The 16,162-nt window shown below is 72.6% G+C and carries 18 protein-coding genes and 1 tRNA gene; 12 read left to right on the forward strand and 7 right to left on the reverse strand.

Going from position 1 to position 16,162, the window contains the following annotated elements:
• Positions 1 to 56: 56 nt before the first annotated feature.
• Positions 57 to 413: an STAS domain-containing protein gene (locus tag O7604_RS08120; protein WP_018789120.1), complete on the forward strand. Its 357-nt coding sequence runs from the start codon at positions 57 to 59 to the stop codon at positions 411 to 413.
• 10 nt (positions 414 to 423) lie between these two features.
• Here O7604_RS08120 and O7604_RS08125 read toward each other — a convergent pair whose 3' ends face one another.
• Positions 424 to 1,692, reverse strand: a complete 1,269-nt coding sequence (locus O7604_RS08125; RefSeq protein WP_281579296.1) for an MFS transporter — start codon at positions 1,690 to 1,692, stop codon at positions 424 to 426.
• 49 nt (positions 1,693 to 1,741) lie between these two features.
• Here O7604_RS08125 and O7604_RS08130 point away from each other — a divergent pair, with 49 nt between their 5' ends.
• From O7604_RS08130 to O7604_RS08145, 4 genes are all read left to right on the forward strand, one after another.
• Entirely contained in the window at positions 1,742 to 2,425 is a 684-nt protein-coding gene (locus tag O7604_RS08130) for an FCD domain-containing protein (protein WP_281579297.1), read from the forward strand.
• Between the two features lie 40 nt (positions 2,426 to 2,465).
• Complete coding sequence (gene mscL, locus O7604_RS08135; RefSeq protein WP_187690944.1) at positions 2,466 to 2,936, forward strand: large conductance mechanosensitive channel protein MscL; 471 nt, start codon at positions 2,466 to 2,468, stop codon at positions 2,934 to 2,936.
• A 76-nt stretch (positions 2,937 to 3,012) separates the two neighbouring features.
• The gene (locus O7604_RS08140) at positions 3,013 to 3,261 is read left to right on the forward strand and encodes a hypothetical protein (RefSeq protein ID WP_026268772.1); all 249 of its coding nucleotides are present in this window, start codon (positions 3,013 to 3,015) and stop codon (positions 3,259 to 3,261) included.
• A 29-nt stretch (positions 3,262 to 3,290) separates the two neighbouring features.
• Positions 3,291 to 3,656: a hypothetical protein gene (locus tag O7604_RS08145; RefSeq protein ID WP_281579298.1), complete on the forward strand. Its 366-nt coding sequence runs from the start codon at positions 3,291 to 3,293 to the stop codon at positions 3,654 to 3,656.
• Between the two features lie 4 nt (positions 3,657 to 3,660).
• Here O7604_RS08145 and O7604_RS08150 read toward each other — a convergent pair whose 3' ends face one another.
• The gene (locus O7604_RS08150; protein WP_281579299.1) at positions 3,661 to 4,872 is read right to left on the reverse strand and encodes a benzoate/H(+) symporter BenE family transporter; all 1,212 of its coding nucleotides are present in this window, start codon (positions 4,870 to 4,872) and stop codon (positions 3,661 to 3,663) included.
• Positions 4,873 to 4,931: 59 nt separating this feature from the next.
• On the opposite strand from O7604_RS08150, the gene O7604_RS08155 reads away from it, so the two are divergent.
• From O7604_RS08155 to O7604_RS08175, 5 genes are all read left to right on the forward strand, one after another.
• Complete coding sequence (locus tag O7604_RS08155; protein ID WP_281579300.1) at positions 4,932 to 5,495, forward strand: XRE family transcriptional regulator; 564 nt, start codon at positions 4,932 to 4,934, stop codon at positions 5,493 to 5,495.
• 93 nt (positions 5,496 to 5,588) lie between these two features.
• A complete protein-coding gene (locus tag O7604_RS08160; protein ID WP_269702961.1) occupies positions 5,589 to 6,308 on the forward strand; it encodes a protein phosphatase 2C domain-containing protein in 720 nt (239 codons plus the stop codon).
• A gap of 52 nt (positions 6,309 to 6,360) precedes the next feature.
• Positions 6,361 to 7,560: a GNAT family N-acetyltransferase gene (locus O7604_RS08165; RefSeq protein WP_281579301.1), complete on the forward strand. Its 1,200-nt coding sequence runs from the start codon at positions 6,361 to 6,363 to the stop codon at positions 7,558 to 7,560.
• Between the two features lie 39 nt (positions 7,561 to 7,599).
• Complete coding sequence (locus tag O7604_RS08170) at positions 7,600 to 8,349, forward strand: ZIP family zinc transporter (protein WP_269702965.1); 750 nt, start codon at positions 7,600 to 7,602, stop codon at positions 8,347 to 8,349.
• Positions 8,350 to 8,465: 116 nt separating this feature from the next.
• Complete coding sequence (locus O7604_RS08175) at positions 8,466 to 9,614, forward strand: hypothetical protein (protein WP_281579932.1); 1,149 nt, start codon at positions 8,466 to 8,468, stop codon at positions 9,612 to 9,614.
• 441 nt (positions 9,615 to 10,055) lie between these two features.
• On the opposite strand, the gene O7604_RS08180 is transcribed toward O7604_RS08175, so the two are convergent.
• Together O7604_RS08180 and O7604_RS08185 are read right to left on the reverse strand one after the other, a co-directional pair.
• Complete coding sequence (locus O7604_RS08180) at positions 10,056 to 11,138, reverse strand: NAD-dependent epimerase/dehydratase family protein (protein WP_281579302.1); 1,083 nt, start codon at positions 11,136 to 11,138, stop codon at positions 10,056 to 10,058.
• Positions 11,139 to 11,174: 36 nt separating this feature from the next.
• Positions 11,175 to 11,474: a hypothetical protein gene (locus O7604_RS08185; RefSeq protein WP_281579303.1), complete on the reverse strand. Its 300-nt coding sequence runs from the start codon at positions 11,472 to 11,474 to the stop codon at positions 11,175 to 11,177.
• Positions 11,475 to 11,656: 182 nt separating this feature from the next.
• Between O7604_RS08185 and O7604_RS08190 the strand changes: the two genes are divergently transcribed.
• Entirely contained in the window at positions 11,657 to 12,040 is a 384-nt protein-coding gene (locus O7604_RS08190; RefSeq protein WP_269702969.1) for a DUF6223 family protein, read from the forward strand.
• Positions 12,041 to 12,088: 48 nt separating this feature from the next.
• On the opposite strand, the gene O7604_RS08195 is transcribed toward O7604_RS08190, so the two are convergent.
• Both O7604_RS08195 and O7604_RS08200 read right to left on the reverse strand, forming a co-directional pair.
• A complete protein-coding gene (locus O7604_RS08195) occupies positions 12,089 to 12,751 on the reverse strand; it encodes a response regulator transcription factor (protein ID WP_269702970.1) in 663 nt (220 codons plus the stop codon).
• Positions 12,748 to 13,914, reverse strand: a complete 1,167-nt coding sequence (locus tag O7604_RS08200) for a sensor histidine kinase (protein WP_281579304.1) — start codon at positions 13,912 to 13,914, stop codon at positions 12,748 to 12,750. The genes O7604_RS08195 and O7604_RS08200 overlap by 4 nt, the downstream gene beginning before the upstream one ends.
• Before the next feature lie 132 nt (positions 13,915 to 14,046).
• Between O7604_RS08200 and O7604_RS08205 the strand changes: the two genes are divergently transcribed.
• Positions 14,047 to 14,118, forward strand: a tRNA-Lys gene (locus O7604_RS08205).
• 631 nt (positions 14,119 to 14,749) lie between these two features.
• Here O7604_RS08205 and O7604_RS08210 read toward each other — a convergent pair.
• Positions 14,750 to 16,162 carry a hypothetical protein gene (locus O7604_RS08210; RefSeq protein WP_281579305.1) on the reverse strand — a complete coding sequence of 471 codons (1,413 nt, stop codon included), beginning with the start codon at positions 16,160 to 16,162 and terminating at the stop codon, positions 14,750 to 14,752.

Consider the following 16,162-nt stretch of genomic DNA (forward strand, 5'->3'; position numbering starts at 1 on the left):
CTGCGCGGCGCGCCCGTCGTGGGATACCGTTTCCACCGAACACAGGAGGTCGACGAATGTCCTTGACGGTGCACACGGAACAGCGCGGCGACGTGGTCGTCGTGTCGGTCGCGGGCGAGCTGGACATGGCCACGGCACCGCAGCTGCAGGACCAGATCACGGATCTGCTGGACAAGGGGCGCAGCCGCCTGGTCTTCGACCTGGCCGAGGTGTCGTTCTGCGACTCCACCGGCCTGTCGGTGTTCGTCCGGGCGAAGAACAACTGTGACGAGGCCGGCGGCGTGGTCCGGCTGGCCGCCCCGCAGCGCGGCGTGCTGCGCATCCTCGAGGTCAGCGGCCTGGTCGAGGTGCTGCACACGTACCCGACGGTCGAGCAGGCCGTCGCGGGCGACCCCACCCCGGCCTCCTCCTGACCGGTCCCGCTCAACGCTCGTCCTCGATGTAGCGGGGACGAGCGATCACCATGCCCGCCGCCGTCTGCACGGCGAGCGCCACCAGCAGGAAACCGATCGGGGCGGTCCAGCCACCGGTCGCCTCGTAGAGGATGCCCACCAGCAGCGGTCCGAGTGCGGCGATCACGTAGCCCGTGCTCTGCGCGAACGCGGACAGCGCCACGGTGCCCTCGGCGGTCCGGGCCCGCAGCCCGATCGTGGTCAGGATGAGCGGGAACGCGCCCTGGCCGAGCGCCAGCAGCAGCACCCACAGCGGCGCCAGGCCGTGCGGGGCCAGCGCCAGACCGGTGTACGCGGCGGCGGAGAAGACGGTCAGCGACAGCACCAGTGGCCGGAGCGTGGCCAGCCGGCCGGCCAGCGTCGGCATCATCAGCGCCACCGGCACGCCCAGCGCGGTCACGCCGGCGAGCAGCAGCCCGGCCGCCTCCGGCCGGTAGCCGGCGTCCCGGAAGAGCTGGGCCAGCCAGCCCATGATCGCGTACCCGCTGAGCGACTGCGCCCCGAAGTACACCGCCATGGCCCAGCCGAGCCGGGTCCGGGCCGGCTGCACCCGGGCCGGGGCGGCGACGGCCACCACCGGGGGCGCGTTCCGTCGCGCGGCGCGGGCCCGCAGCGCCAGCGGCACCCACGGGAGTACGGCCAGCGCGGCCAGCCCGGCCCAGATGCCGAGTCCGGCCCGCCAGGAGCCGAACGCGTGCGCCACCGGCACGGCGGCCGCAGCGGCCACCGTCGTGCCCACCGTCAGGGCCATCGTGTACGCCCCGGTGACGAGTCCGGTGCGGTGCGCGAAGTGCTGCTTGACGAGCATCGGCAGCAGGATGTTCGCCACCGCGATGCCGGCGAGCGCGAGCGCGCTGGTGAGCACGAAGATCGCGGCCGAGCTGGTGAGCGCGCGCAGCACCTGCCCGACGGTGAGCGCCAGCATCGCCAGCACCAGCACCCGGGGCGCGGCCCAGCGGCGGACGAGCCACGGGGTGAGCGCGCCCAACCCGGCGAACGCGATGGTGGGCAGCGTGGTGACCAGACCGGCCATCGCGCCGGAGAGCCCCAGCCCGACCCGGATCTCGTCGAGCAGCGCGCCGAGGCTGGTCACCGCGGCCCGCAGGTTCAGCGCGACGAGCAGCATCCCGGCGAGCACCAGCAGACCGCCCCGGACCGGGCCGACGGCAGGGGCGGGACCCGCTGCGGGGGTGACGCCCGGTGCGGGCACTGTCGCGGCGGGCGCAGGTGGCGGAGTCATGACCTCGAACCTACAATCATGGGATGAATTTCGGCACGAGGTGTAACCGGTGACACCCGCCCGGGATTCCGTCGCCGCGCCTCCGCGCGGTCACCGGGTCCGGCAGACGATCGAGCAGCTCCGGGAACGGATCCTCGGCGGCGAGTGGCCGGTGGGCGGGCGCATCCCCACCGAGCCCCAACTGGTCGCCGCGCTCGGCGTGGGGCGCAACACGGTCCGCGAGGCGGTCCGGGCGCTCGCGCACGCCGGGGTGCTGGAGTGCCGGCAGGGGTCCGGCACCTACGTGGTGTCGACCGACGAGTTGGCGCCGGTGGTGGCCCGCCGGCTCACCGACGACCGGATGACCGAGGTGATCGAGGTCCGGCGCGCGTTCGAGGTGGAGGCCGCCCGGCTCGCCGCGCTGAGGCGTACCCCCGAGGACCTGGCGGCGCTCGACGGCGCGCTCGCGGCCCGCGAGGCCGCGTGGCGCGGCGGCCGGGTGGACGAGTTCGTCGAGGCGGACGCCGCGCTGCACACGGCCGTGGTGGCCGCCGCGCACAACGCCATGCTCGCTGAGCTGTACGCCTCGGTCGGCGCCGCGCTGCGCAGCACCGTGGCCCAGGCGATGGGCGAGGCGCTGACCCCGGAGCGGTACGTGGATCACGGCCGGCTGGTGGAGGCGATCCGGGCCGGCGACCCGCAGCGGGCGGCGATCGAGGCCGGTGCTTTTCTCGAAGGGCCCGCCGGGGCATAGGTTGTCCCCGACGCAGACTCATCAGGGCACGGGAGTACGGATGCTCAAGGGCTTCAAAGACTTCATCATGCGCGGCAACGTCGTCGACCTGGCGGTCGGTGTCGTCATCGGCGCGGCTTTCACCGGCGTGGTGACCCAGCTCACCAAGTCGTTCCTGGAACCGCTGGTACGCGTGTTCATCGCGCTGATCACCGGCAGCAAGGACGGCCTCAGCGGCTCCACCCCGAAGTTCCGGGGCATCCCGTTCGACTGGGTGGCCTTCGTCAACGCGGCGATCACGTTCGTGCTCACCGCGGCGGCGCTGTACTTCCTGGTCGTCTACCCGATGAACAAGCTCGCCGAGCGCCGCAAGCGCGGCGAGGAGCCGCCGCCGTCGGCCCCGAGCGAGGAGGTCAAGCTGCTCACCGAGATCCGCGACGCTCTGCTCGCCGGCAACCACGGCACGCCCGGCCAGCGCAGCGCCCTGGACGACGTGCTCGGCCGCCGGCAGGAGCCGCCCGCGCCGCGCTGACGCATAGCCGATCGGCCCTCGCGGGAATCCCGCGGGGGCCGACGTGTATCGAACACATGTTCGATAGAGTCCGGGCATGGAGCAGCGCAGGCACTGGTGGAACGGGAAATGGGGACGGCTCGCCCGGCGTGACGTCTTCCTCCGGGTGGACGGCGACCGCTGGCACGTGGAGCAGCGGGCCGGCGGCGCCGAGGGGGTCTCCCGGTTCTACGAGCACGCCAGCGTCGAGGAGGCCGAGGAGACGGTCCGGGCGCTGCTGGACGGCACCGACACCTGGCGCGAGTTGTCCCCCCGCCCACCGGGCGGCTGGGCGCCCTCCGTTTAGCGCCCGCACGCCCCGGGAACCGCTTCTGCATGAGCCAGCAGCAGGACACCGTCTCCCGGGTCACCACCGGCATGCGGGTGGTCGACTCCGCAGGCGTCGAGGTGGGCACCGTCGATCTCGTGCAGCGCGGCGACCCGGCCGCGGTGACCGTGCAGGCGCCCGCCCCTGTCGACCCGGGCAGCAGCCTCGACGAGCTGATCGAGTCGGCGGCGGCCGAGGAGCCGGACGTACCGGCCGACCTGGCCGCCCGGCTGCTGCGCGACGGCTACCTCAAGGTCTCCACCGAACTGGTCCGCACCGGCGCGGTCTACGTGCCCGCCGACCGGATCGGCGCGGTGAACGACGGCGCGGTACGCCTCACCGTCCCGGCCGCGGAGCTGCCCGCCGAGGAGTGACGGGTCACCCGGTCCGGCCGGAAAGCGACGGGGCGGATTCGGTCCGGGGCGGCTCGACCGGCGGGGGCGCGGCCCGGCGGCGGAACAGCAGCAGCATCAGCCAGCCCGCTACCAGTCCCCAGAACGCGCCGCCCACCCCGAGCAGGCTCACCCCGGAGGCGGTGACCACGAACGTCACCACCGCCGCCTCCCGCGCGTCCGGCTGGGCGACCGCCGCGGTGACCGCTCCGGCGAGCGCGCCGAGCAGGGCGAGCCCGGCGACGGCCTCGACCAGCACCGGCGGGGAGAGCAGCACCAGGGCGGTGGCCACGCCGGCGCCCAGGCCGAGCAGGGCCAGGCCGATCCCGGCGGTGACCGAGGCGATCCAGCGCCGCTCCGGGTCCGGGTGGGCGTCCGGGCCGGCGGCCAGCGCGGCGGTGATCGCGGCAAGGTTCACCGCGTGCCCGCCCGCCGGGGCGCCGAGCGCGGTGGCGAGGCCGGTCACCCGCAGCGCCGAGCCCAGCGGAGCGCGGTAGCCGTACCCGGCGAGCACCGCGGTGCCGGGCACGTTCTGGGCGGCCATGGTGACCAGGAACAGCGGCAGCGCGAGCCCGACGACGGCGGGCAGCGTCCAGGCCGGGGCGGTGAGCGCGACGACCGGTGCGGCGTCCAGCCGGGCCGGGCCGGTGGCGGTGAGCGCGATCGCGACGACCGCCACGGCGAGCGCGCCGGGTACCGCCCAGCGGCGGGCGAACCGGTGCAGCAGCAGCCAGACCAGCACCACCGGCCCGGCGAGCCGGGGGACCTCGACGAGGGCGCGTACCGGAGCCGTGCACAGCGGCAGCAGCACCCCGGCGAGCATGGCGGAGGCGATCGGGGCGGGGATCGCGGCGACCGCGCGGCCGAGCGCGGGGATCAGCCCGGCCGCGATGATCAGCAGCCCGGCGATCAGGAAGGCGCCGACCGCGGCGGGCCAGCCGCCGGGGACCGGCCCGGTGGCCACGAGCAGCGCCGCGCCCGGCGTGGACCAGGCGATGGCGAGCGGCAGCCGGTGCCGCAGGCCGAGCCATACCGCGCAGGCGCCGCTGGCGACGCAGAGCGCGAGCAGGCCGGAGGCGGCCTGGTCGGGGTTGGCGCCGACCGCGCGCAGCCCGGCCAGGACGACGGTGAACGAGCTGGCGAAGCCGACCAGGGCGGTCACCACGCCGGCCAGGACGGGTTGGAGCCGACCCCCCATTGCTCTCCTCCTCCAACCGTTCCGTTTACGGAACGGCATGGTGTAGCACGATAACCCCCATGACAGCCGCCGCACCAGCCGACGACCGGGCTGCCCAGGAGGTGGGCCGGCGCATCCGCTCACTCCGTACCGAGCGGGGGATCTCCCTGTCCGAGCTGGCCCGCCTCGCGGGCGTCGGCAAGGCCACGCTCTCCGGCCTGGAGAACGGCGTGCGCAACCCCCGGCTGGAAACCCTGTACGCGATCACCGCGCAGCTCGGCGTACCGCTGACCGCCGTGCTCTCCGCGCCCGGCGAGGCGCCGACCGTACGCGGGGCAGCGGTCGGCGCCACGCTGCTGGAGGTGTTCGACGACCGGGAGGCGACCTACGAGCTGTACCGGATGCGGGTCGCGCCGGGGCCGGCGCAGCTCTCCCCCGCCCACTCCACCGGCGTGACCGAACACGTGACGGTCTTCTCCGGCGTGCTCCGCGCCGGCCCGGCCGACGCCCCGCTGACCGCCGGCCCCGGTGGCTACCTGCGGTGGACCTCGGACGTGCCGCACACCTACGCGGCGGTGGGCGGGGAGGAGGTCCACGCGAGCCTTCTGTTGCGTTATCCTCGTCCGTCCACACCGGACAGTTGACGCATACCCAGGATGCAAGCGGATGACATTTCTTTCAGCAGACCCGCGAGCGCGTGCAGACGCGGAGCCGTTCTTCTTGGCAAGCTTGTCGTCATGACGCTCATCCTCCGCTCGGCCATCCTCAACGACGTCGGCCTCGTCCGGACCAACAACGAGGACTCCGCCCTCGCCGGTGACCGCCTCGTGGCGGTGGCCGACGGCATGGGCGGGCTCCCCGCCGGCGAGGTGGCCAGCGAGATCGTCATCCGGATCCTGGACGAGCTGACGCCGCCCACCGGCGCCGACGAGGCGGCCGACGCGCTGCGCGCCGTCGTCAGCACCGCGAACCAGCGCATCCGCGCCGCCATCACCGTCGACCCGGCCCGCGACGGCATGGGTACGACGCTCACCGCCGGCCTGCTCGCCGGGGACACCCTGGTCCTGGCCCAGGTCGGCGACTCCCGCTGCTACCTGCTGCGCGACCACGAGCTGACCCAGCTCACCCGCGACGACACGTTCGTCCAGGCGCTCGTCGACCAGGGCGCGCTCTCCCGCGACCAGGCCCGGCACCACCCGCAGCGCTCCCTCGTCACCCGCGCGGTGCAGGGCTCCGACGCCCCGCCCGCGGTCGGGGCGCTCACCGTCTTCCCCGGCGACCGGCTGCTGCTGTGCAGCGACGGCCTCTCCGACTACGTGGAGGACGCCGCCATCGCCGCCGCGCTCGCCACCTACGGGGACCGCCAGCAGTGCGGCGAACAACTGGTGAAACTGGCCCACCAGGCCGGCGCGCCGGACAACGTGACGGTGGTCATCTCGGACGTCACCGAGGCGTGAGCGAGCGCCCTTTCCGGTTGCGGACCGCGCCCGGTGCGGTTGGGATGAACGGATGCACATCCGCCGGCTGGCCGCCGATGAACGACTGACCACCAGCTTCCCGCTCCAGGCGTACGCGTTCGAGGCCTCGCCGATGGTCGCCTCCCGGACCGACCAGTTCCGCGCGTACCTGCCGTACAACGCCGGGAACACGACGCTGGTGGCCGAGGAGGACGGGGTGACCGCGGCGGCCGTGTCGGCGATACCGATGCGGCAGAACCTGCGCGGCGCGGTGCTGCCGATGGCCGGTGTCGCGGGCGTGGCCACCCATCCGCTGGCCCGTCGGCGCGGCCACGTCCGCGCGCTCATGCAGCAGCTCCTCGACGGCGTACGCGACGAGGGCCACCAGCTCACCGCGCTGCACCCGTTCCGCGCCTCGTTCTACGAGCGCTTCGGCTACATCGGGTTGCCCCGGCGGCGTACCGCGATCTTCAACCCGGCGGACCTGGCGCCGCTGCTGCGCGCCGAACTGCCCGACGAGCTGGTCTGGGAGCGGATCGGCGCGGGGTATGCGCGGTGGCGCGCGTACACCGAGCGGTGCCTGCGCGAACGCCACGGCTTCGCGGTCTTCCCGGACTTCCGGGCGGTCGGGCTGCGCGACCGCGACGACCGCTGGCTGCTCAGCGTGGTGCGCGGCGGCGAGACGGTCGGCGCTGTGACCTACCGCATCGACGACCACGCCGGCACGCTGTTCGCCGACGACCTGCTGGTCGACGACGCGTACGCCCGCGCGTCGGTGCTCCAGTTCTTCGCCCGGCACGTCGACCAGGTGGCCCGGATCAGCGTCCAGGTGACCCCCGACGAGCTGCCCGAGCTGTGGCTCACCGACCTCGACGTGCAGGTGGAGGCGCGGATCGCCCGGCCCGACCCGACCGCGCCGATGGCCCGGCTGCTCAGCCTGGACGCGCTCGCCGACCAGCCCGTCGGGGTCGGCCGGGTGCTGGTCGAGCTGGTCGGTGACCGGTGGCTCGCCGGCCGCCACCTGCTCGACGGCACCACCGGCAAGCTCGCGGTGCTGCCCGCGCAGACCGCCGCCGAGGGCACCGTGCCGACCGCGCGGCTCACCGCCGCCGGGCTGTCCGCCCTGGCGTACGGGGTGCTCGACCCGGCCGAGGTGGTCGTACGCGGACTGGGCGAGGTGCCGGTGGACGCGGCCGGTGAGCTGCGCCGCCTCTTCCCGCGCGAGCTGCCGCACCTGTTCGCCGACTTCTGACCCGGTTGACGGCGCGGCGCCGGGGGTAGGGTCCAGCGCGTGCCGGAGTGGCTGGAAGCGGGATTCTGGGGCCTGCTCGCCGGGTCGGCCCTGCTGATCGGGGCGGCCGTCGGGTTCTTCGCGCGCGTACCGCGCCGGGTGACCGCCTCGGTGATGGCGTTCGGGGCGGGCGTGCTGCTGTCCGCCGTCTCGTTCGAGCTGATCGACGAGGCGCACGAGCAGGGCGGCCTGCTGCCGGTGGCGATCGGCGCGGCGGCGGGCGCGCTGCTGTACACCGGGGCGAACGTGCTCCTGGCCCGGCACGGCGCGCGGCACCGCAAGCGTTCCGGCGACGAGCAGCCCTCCGAGCGGGAACAGCCCGGCTCGGGTACGGCGATCGCGGTCGGGGCGCTGCTCGACGGCGTACCCGAATCGGTGGTGATCGGCGCGAGCCTGCTCGCCGGCGGCCCGGTCAGCCTGGTCACCGTCATCGCGGTGTTCCTCAGCAACGTGCCGGAAGGGCTCTCCAGCGCGGCCGGCATGCGGCAGGCCGGCCGGACCCGGCGCTACGTGTTCGGGCTGTGGACGGCCATCGCGTTGGTCTCCGGCGCGGCGTCGCTGGCCGGGTACACGCTGCTCGGCGGCGCGCCGCCCGAGGTGCTGGCGACGATCACCGCGCTCGCCGCCGGTGCGATCCTGGCGATGATCACCGACACCATGGTCCCGGAGGCGTTCGCAGACGCGCACCTGCTGGTCGGGCTGATCACCGTACTCGGCTTCCTGGTGGCGTTCGCGCTGTCGCACGCCTGACCGGCGCGCGGTCGCCGCGTTGCGCCTGCGCTGCCGGCTTCGGCTTAGCGGTGGGTTAAGGATCGCCTGTGGAGTCGTGCCGGGGCAGCCGGTCCTCCTAGCATCGGGCGGTGCGCGTGAAGTCCGCTGTCACCCTGCTCGCCCTCGCCCTGACGACGGCGACGCTCCCCGCCTGCGGCGGCGACGATCCGGCCCCCGCTTCCGCCCCGGCCGCCGCCGCACCGGCCGCCTCCGGCGCTGCCCCGGCGGCCTCCCCGAGCGGACGGGCCGGTCTCGGCAGCGCCCGGCCGAGCCCCGGCGCGGCCACCGTCACGTTCCGCGCCGGCAACCCGGACGGCCGGGCCGCCGTACCGGCCGAGGCGCGGGCGGTGGACACCTCGCGCCCGACCCGTACCGTCGGCAGCGGCACCCCGGCGAGCTGCACCTCGGAGGCGGTGGTGAAGGCCGTCGCGGCCGGCGGTGTCATCACCTTCGACTGCGGGCCCGCGCCGGTCACCATCACCATGAAGGCCACCGCGAAGGTGGTGAACTCGCACGGCCCGCGCGTCGTGCTGGACGGCGGCGGCACTGTCACGCTGAGCGGCGGCGGCAAACGCCGGATCCTCTACATGAACACCTGCGACGAGGCGCAGGGCTGGACCACCTCGCACTGCCAGAACCAGGACCACCCGCGGCTCACCGTGCAGAACCTGACGTTCGCCGACGGCGACTCCACCGGCGACCGGACCGAGGGCGGCGGAGGCGGCGCGATCTTCGTACGCGGTGGGCGGTTCGCCGTGATCAACTCGCGGTTCGTCGACAACCGCTGCGACCGTACCGGCCCGGACCTCGGGGGCGCCGCGCTGCGCGTGCTCAGCCAGTTCGAGAACAAACCGGTGTACGTGGTGAGCAGCACCTTCACCGGCGGTGTGTGCGCGAACGGCGGGGCGCTGAGCAGCATCGGCGTCTCCTGGACCGTGCTGAACAGCGTCTTCCGCGACAACCGCGCGGTCGGTACGGGCGCGAACCCGGCCCGGGGCGGCACGCCGGGTGGCGGCAGCGGCGGCGCGATCTACTGCGACGGCAACGAGTTCGCGGTGCGGATCGCCGGCACGGTGATCGAGGGCAACAGCGCGAACGAGGGCGGTGGCGCGATCTTCTTCGTCAGCAACAACCGCACCGGCACCCTGAAGATCGACAGCAGCACCCTGTCTCGTAACCCCAGCCGCGGCTTCGAGACAAAGGGCCACCCCGGCATCTTCTTCCTGGGCGCCCAAATCTCCTGACCCGTCCCGCCCTGCCCTGCCGCGCCCTGCCGTGCCCTGCCCGCCGTGCCCCGTCGATCATGAAGTTGGCGGTCCCCCCGTCGGCGTGTCGCGCCGTCAACCTCATGATCGCCGCCCTCATTGCCCCGCCCCACCCATCCCGCCCTGCCGATCATGAAGTTGACGGTTCCGTCATCGGCGTGTCGCCCCGCCAACTTCATGATCGCCGAGCAATCCCCGGCCGGAGAGCGGCAACTCCGCCCGCGCTCCCTCGCGCCCGCCCCCCCGGCTCGGTGATCAAGGGGTTTGTGTCCTAGTTGATCTCTGTGCGTAACACAAACTCCTTGATCAACAGGGCGAGGCAGGGCGAGGCGGGGTCGCAGCGGGCGAGGCGAGGGGGCCAGAGCCGGGCCGGGCCGACGCCGGACGGGACAGGGCAGCGCGCAGCGGCGACGGGCGGGGTCAGTAGGGGTTGGGGTGGCCGGGGAGGTCGCCTCTGGTCAGGGCGGCGGGACGGCCGGGCAGCGTCGGATCCGGGGACAGCGGCGGGGAGTCGGTGCCGGCCCGAGCAGCCATGCCGGCGAACAGCTCCTTCAGGGCGGTCACCGTGTCGATGCTCGGGCTCCAGCCGAGTTCGGTCTCGGCACGGTGGCTGGACATCAGCGGCACGTTCAGCGCCAGGTCGACCCAGCCGGTGTCGACCGGCTGCAGCCGCGCCCGCCAGGTCACCGCCGCCGCGGCGCGCAGCACCGGCACCGCCACCGGCAGCGTCCAGCCGTGGAAGTGCCGGGCCACCAGCTCCGGCGTCAGCACCGGGTCGGCCGCCACGTTGAAGGCGCCGCTCGCATCCCCGACGACCGCCCGGGCGTACGCGTCCGCGACGTCGTCGGCGTGCACCGCCTGCATCCGGAGTCGCCGGTTCGACGGCACCAGCGGAATCCGGCCGTACCGGAGCAGGCGCACCGGCACCAGCGGGCCGAGGAAGTAGCGGCTGATCTCCGTACCGGCCTCCCGCTGGAAGATCAGTCCCGGCCGCAGGCGTACCACCCGCAGATTCGGGTGCTCCCGCTGCACGCCGTCGAGCAGTGCCTCCACCTCCGCCTTGTCCCGGCTGTACGACGACGTCTCCACCCCGGTCGCCGGCCAGTTCTCGCTGACCGGGTGGTTCTTCGGGCCGGGCGCGTAGGTGCCGACCGACGAGGCGTACACCAGGGCCGGAACGCCGACGCGGACGGCGGCCTCGATCACCGCGCGGCTGCCGCCGACGTTGGTCCGGTAGAGCGTGCGCCGGTCGTGGCTGGGCTGGATCTGCCAGGCCAGGTGTACGACTGCCCGCGCCCCGGCGAAGATCCGCACGAGCTGGTCGGCGGCGCCCGGTGCGCCGATGTCGCAGGAGTGCCACTCCACGTCGTCGTACGGTTCACCGGCGTCCGGTCCGGGCAGCCGCCGGGCCACGCCGACCAGTTCGGTGCCCGCCTCCCGCCGCAGCCGGCGCAGCACCGCCGTCCCCACGTTGCCGGTCGCCCCCACGATCACGATGCGCATGGTCGTGCCGTACCCGCTGAACCGGGCAGCAACCGCTCACGGACGGGGGTTCGTCCGCACCCAGCCCTTCTCCCGGTCGCGGCGACCGGCGGTGGCGGCGAGGCAGCGCGGGCAGAGCCAGCCCTCCGGGTCGGCCTCGGTGAGCACGTCGGTGCCGGAGTAGTCGAACGGCACGTGCGGGAAGCGGCGCAGCCGGGTCCGGCTCAGCGGCAGCCCGCACAGCGTCTGGTTCTGCCCCGGCAGCCAGGCGTGCACCTCACCGCCGGGCCGGCGTACGCCGTCGTCGCCCGGCACCTCGCGGGACGCCGCCACGGCGGCGGTGCTCGTGACTCGCATGGTCGCCCAGGTTCCCCGGCCGCCGCCGTTCACGCCTGACGGGCACAACCCCTGGGGTACGCGGGCGGAGCGCGTACTCCCGTGGTGGTAGCCCGCTCGACGACTCCGGGACGACGACCGGCGGCGATGCCCGTCCATACGCTGCGGCCGTCACCACTTGTCGCGACCCGAGGGAGTCCCAGATGTCCATCCGTCACCTGCTCGCCACCACTGTCGTCGGGGAGTTCGCCCCGGCCGCGCACACCTCGCTGGCCGAAGGGGGCATCGGCGGCTCCGGCCGGGCCGGCGCCACTGCCTTCGCCGTGGTGGCCCTGGCCAGCGTGGTCGTCGGCGGGCTGGCGCTCAGCCGCTCCCGCCGCGGGGCGGGAGAGGGGCGCGTCCAGGCCCTGGTGGCTGCCGCGGCGGGAGTGGTCGGCCTGGTCCTCAGCGCGTGGCACCTGGCGCTGACCACCGAGGGTCTCGGCAGCGGTCAGGGCCGGGCCGGCGCGGTCGCGGGTGTGGCGTTCGGGCTGATCGGGGCGGTGCTGGGCGGGCTGGTGCTGGCCCGTTCCCGGCGTACCGCCTGACCGGCCGCTCGGTCCGTCCCGGCAGCTCGGTCCATCCCGGCCTCTCGGTCAGGACGCGGTGAGCCAGCCGGGCACGGTGAGCCCCGACTCGTACGCGAGCACCACCAGCTGGGCCCGGTCCCGTACCCGCGTCTTGGTCATGATCCGGCTGACGTGCGTCTTCGCGGTGGCCGGGCTCAGCACCAACCGGGCCGCGATCTCGTCGTTGGACAGGCCGGCGGCAACCAGGGCGAGCACCTCCCGCTCCCGCTCGGTCAGCGCGTTCAGTCGGGGGCACGGGTCCGGGTGCCGGGTCCGGGCGGCGAACTCGGCGATCAGCCGGCGGGTGACGGCCGGGGCGATCAACGCGTCGCCCCGCGCCACCACCCGTACGCCGTGGATCAGCTCCGCCGGCTCGGTGTCCTTGACCAGGAACCCGCTCGCGCCGGCCCGCAACGCGCCGTAGACGTAGTCGTCCAGGTCGAAGGTGGTCAGGATGATCACCCGGGCGTCGGTGCCGGCGACGATCTCCCGGGTGGCGGCAAGCCCGTCCAGCAGCGGCATCCGGATGTCCATGAGGACGACGTCCGGCCGCAGTTCCCGCGTCAGCCGTACCGCAGTGGTGCCGTCGGCTGCCTCGCCGACCACCTCGATGCCGTCCTCGCCGTCGAGGATGGAGCGGAAGCCGGCGCGTACCAAAGTCTGGTCGTCGGCGAGCAGCAACCGGATCATTTGGTCTCCCCCTGTGCCGTGCGTGGCGCCGGAACCGGCAGCGGGGCGGGCCGCAGCGGAAGGCGGGCCCGCACCAGGAACCCGCCGTCCGGGCCGGGCCCGGTGGTGAGCGAGCCGCCCAGCGCCCGGGCCCGCTCCTCCATGCCGAGGATCCCGTTCCCGGGCGGACCCGTGGGACCGGCGCCGTCGTCCGCCACCTCCACGAGCACCTCGTCGCCGTCCGGCACGACCCGGACCACCGCCGTGCGCGCGCCCGCGTGACGGCTCACGTTGGTGAGCGCCTCCTGGACGATCCGGTACGCGGACAGATCCACCTCCGGCGGGAACGGCCCGGTCTCCGTCACCTCGGTACGCACCGTCAGCCCGCATCGCCCGGCCGCCGTGACCAGCTCGTCGAGGCGTTCGAGGCCGGGTGCGGGACGGCTCGGGGACGTACCCTCCTGCCGGAGCACGCCGAGCGCCGCCCGCAGCTCGCGCAGCGTCTCCCGGCTGGTCTGCTTGATCACCGCGAGCGCCTCCGCCGAGCGATCCGGATCGGGCCGGTGCAGCGCGGCGCTCGCCTGCACGCTGATCAGCGAGAGGTGGTGGCCGAGCAGGTCGTGCAGCTCGCGGGCGATCCGCAGCCGCTCCTCGGTGGCCCGGTGGCGGGCCTCCTCCTCCTTACGCTGCTCCGCTGCGAGCACCCGGGCCTGCACCTCGGCGAGATAGGCCCGCCGGTTACGGGTCACACCGACGATGACCGCGACCAGCCAGCCGGCGTGCAGCAGCGTCGCCCCGTTCCCGCCGGCGCCGGTCCGGGTGTAGCTGTCGGCGACGGCGAAGGAGACGACCGAGGCCAGGCCGAGCCCCACCGCGACCGCGAGGTATCCCTCGTCGACGACCGTGTACAGCGCCACGACGAACACCAGCATGATCGGCCCGGGCCGGTGCAGCAGAGCCCCGTACGCGGCGACCGCGGCCAGCGCCACCAGGCCCACGCCCACCGGTTGTCGCCGGCGCAGGTAGAGCGCGGCGGAGGACGCCAGGACGACAAGCAGCGCCACGAACTCGGCGGTGGTGTCGATGCCCTCCGCCTGCACCACCAGGCCGAGCAGGGTCACCAAGGCGACGGCAGGCACCACTGCGGCTTCCGCTTTGAGGCCGTGCCGGCGCCAGCTCGACATTGCCGAAGCGTAGCGGCCCGGGGACGCAGCGGAGGGCCCCGAAGCGGCGTCGTGTCGGTGGTTGGGGCGTGCTCGGAGGGTCGGTGCGCGACGCACGCCGGGCTGATCGGGTTCGGGTAACCTGTGCCGTGCGGGCCGCTAGCTCAATGGCAGAGCTGTGGACTTTTAATCCATAGGTTCAGGGTTCGAGTCCCTGGCGGCCCACTTCGTTCCAGCTCAGCGGCCCTCCACGGGGCCGCTTTTGTTGTGCTCCAGGCCGGTACAGCGGCGAGATGCATCAGCGAAGTGCAGCAGTGAACCAACCGCCAGCCCGACCTCCGTGTCGGGGGTGCTCTCCTAAGCGGCAGCGGACCGAACAGATAGAGGTGGGCGATGCCGGACCAACCGCTCGTGCGCAATTCACGGCTGCTCGGCCTGTTCGTCGAGATCGTTCGAGGGCCAGAAGGGACCCTGCGGGCAGTCGAGACCGCCGGCCGTGGCATCACGGCAGAGGCGCGCTGCACGCTGGGCCGTGGCCGCAGACAAGATGGCGACCAACTCCGGCAGTCCGGCCGAGGCGCGTCGGCGAAGCCTCGCCTGCGCCGATCGACTCGTCGAACTTGGTGCCATCGAAGATGACCTGAGCGACTTGTGGTCCCGCCGTCGGGAAAGCGAGCTTGACGAGGTCGCGTTTGAGGCAAGCCTCCTGCGAATAGTCATGCGCCTGGAAGCGTGGCCGCAATCTTGGCCGCGCCTGCCAGCCTGAATGCCTCCTCCATATCCGGAGGGCCTAGCCGAGCCGTTCGGCGGCACCGACAGCATCCGGGAGAAGGCGCCGCTCCGGCAGGTGCCGCGATCAAATTGGGAGTTGGCCTTGGACGTAACCACCGGCGCCAGCCTCTGGCGGCAGGAGGGCCATGATGCTCTGGCGCTCCTCCTTCGTCAGGCTGAGCAGAATTGGAAGTGCATAACGAATGAAGTCCCGGAGTTCAAAGCTCGCGTTCGTGTGGCCACTGGCGCTTCCCGTCCGGAGATCACAGATGAGCCCTCTGGCAGCCCGAGCACTCACAGTTGCGGTTGTGACAACCGCGTCTGAACTATTGGCGTGCTGCGCCACCTCCCTGCGCTCCATGACGTTTTTTTCGACTGTCGATTCGAAAGTAATGGTGAGGTCAGGAGTTCCGACTCGCACATTTTTTATCACCAATCCCGCGTCTCTGGCCCTCCGCCTGACCTCCCGCACAGTTGGCGGGCGAAGATCTTGGTCGGGTGGAAGCTGGTTCTTCGAAGCTGCAAAGTAGACGCTCCACCCCCAACCGCGCAGAACCAGACAGTTACCTTCGACGAGCCATCGAGGTACGACTTCAGGCTCACCCAGGTACTTCGGACGCTCGATTACCCGTAGGCCTCGCGCCATTAATCGTTCCGCATTCGCAGCCACGATGCTTTGCAGGCCCGGAGAAAAATCCGCAACGTTCATCTCGCCGAGTTGTTCCAAGGAGATGTTGCGGCCAACGCGGTGCCAGAAGTCGATGGCCTGAGTCTCAACCACCTCCAGTAAGAGGGAAACATCTTCACCTGTCAGTGGTCCCGTGATCCCGAGGCTGCTACGGGGGAAGGAAGATGCAGTCCCTCCATGGCCTTCCCAAACCGCCTGCACTACTCGCGTCATTCGTCCGGCCTGCTCGGGATCGAGAATTTGGGCGAACAGCTCGACCGCCGCGCCAGTCTGGTCTGCGTGCAATTGCCCCGCTCCCACGAAGCCCGCAGCTGTGCGCCGGATCACGGACCGTGATCCATCCTCATCAAGTAAGCCTCGCCCGCCTCGCAGAATCGCGTGACCTAGTAGGTCAACCATAGGCTGATCGGATTGACTAATTTCTTGCACCGCGTCCGGGTCGGTCACCAGAACATCCGACCTCTGTGCTTCCCGAGCCAAGCCCTGTTCAGCATCAGCATCGCGACCGAACGCCGAGCGGAGGGACATCACAATCGGCTTGTTGGCAGAAATCCACCGCAACTCATCCGATATCCATTGCGGATTGCTACTCGGGCGAACAAATACTAGACGCTCCCGGTTCTCCTTCGGCCACGAGAGAACCATATCTGGCGCAAAGGTGTGGTTGAAATACTCGGTGAAGCGGACCTCGGACGCTGGATCCGCTTCGGTCAGGCGGTCCCCAACCATCGTCTTGATCACCCTGACACGATCGTCCGGGTTGGGATAATCAAGCAGACGATCAAGCGAGGCGGAGTGGCGATCGGGCAT

The organism is Micromonospora sp. WMMA1947 (genome assembly GCF_027497355.1).
Taxonomy (GTDB): domain Bacteria; phylum Actinomycetota; class Actinomycetes; order Mycobacteriales; family Micromonosporaceae; genus Micromonospora.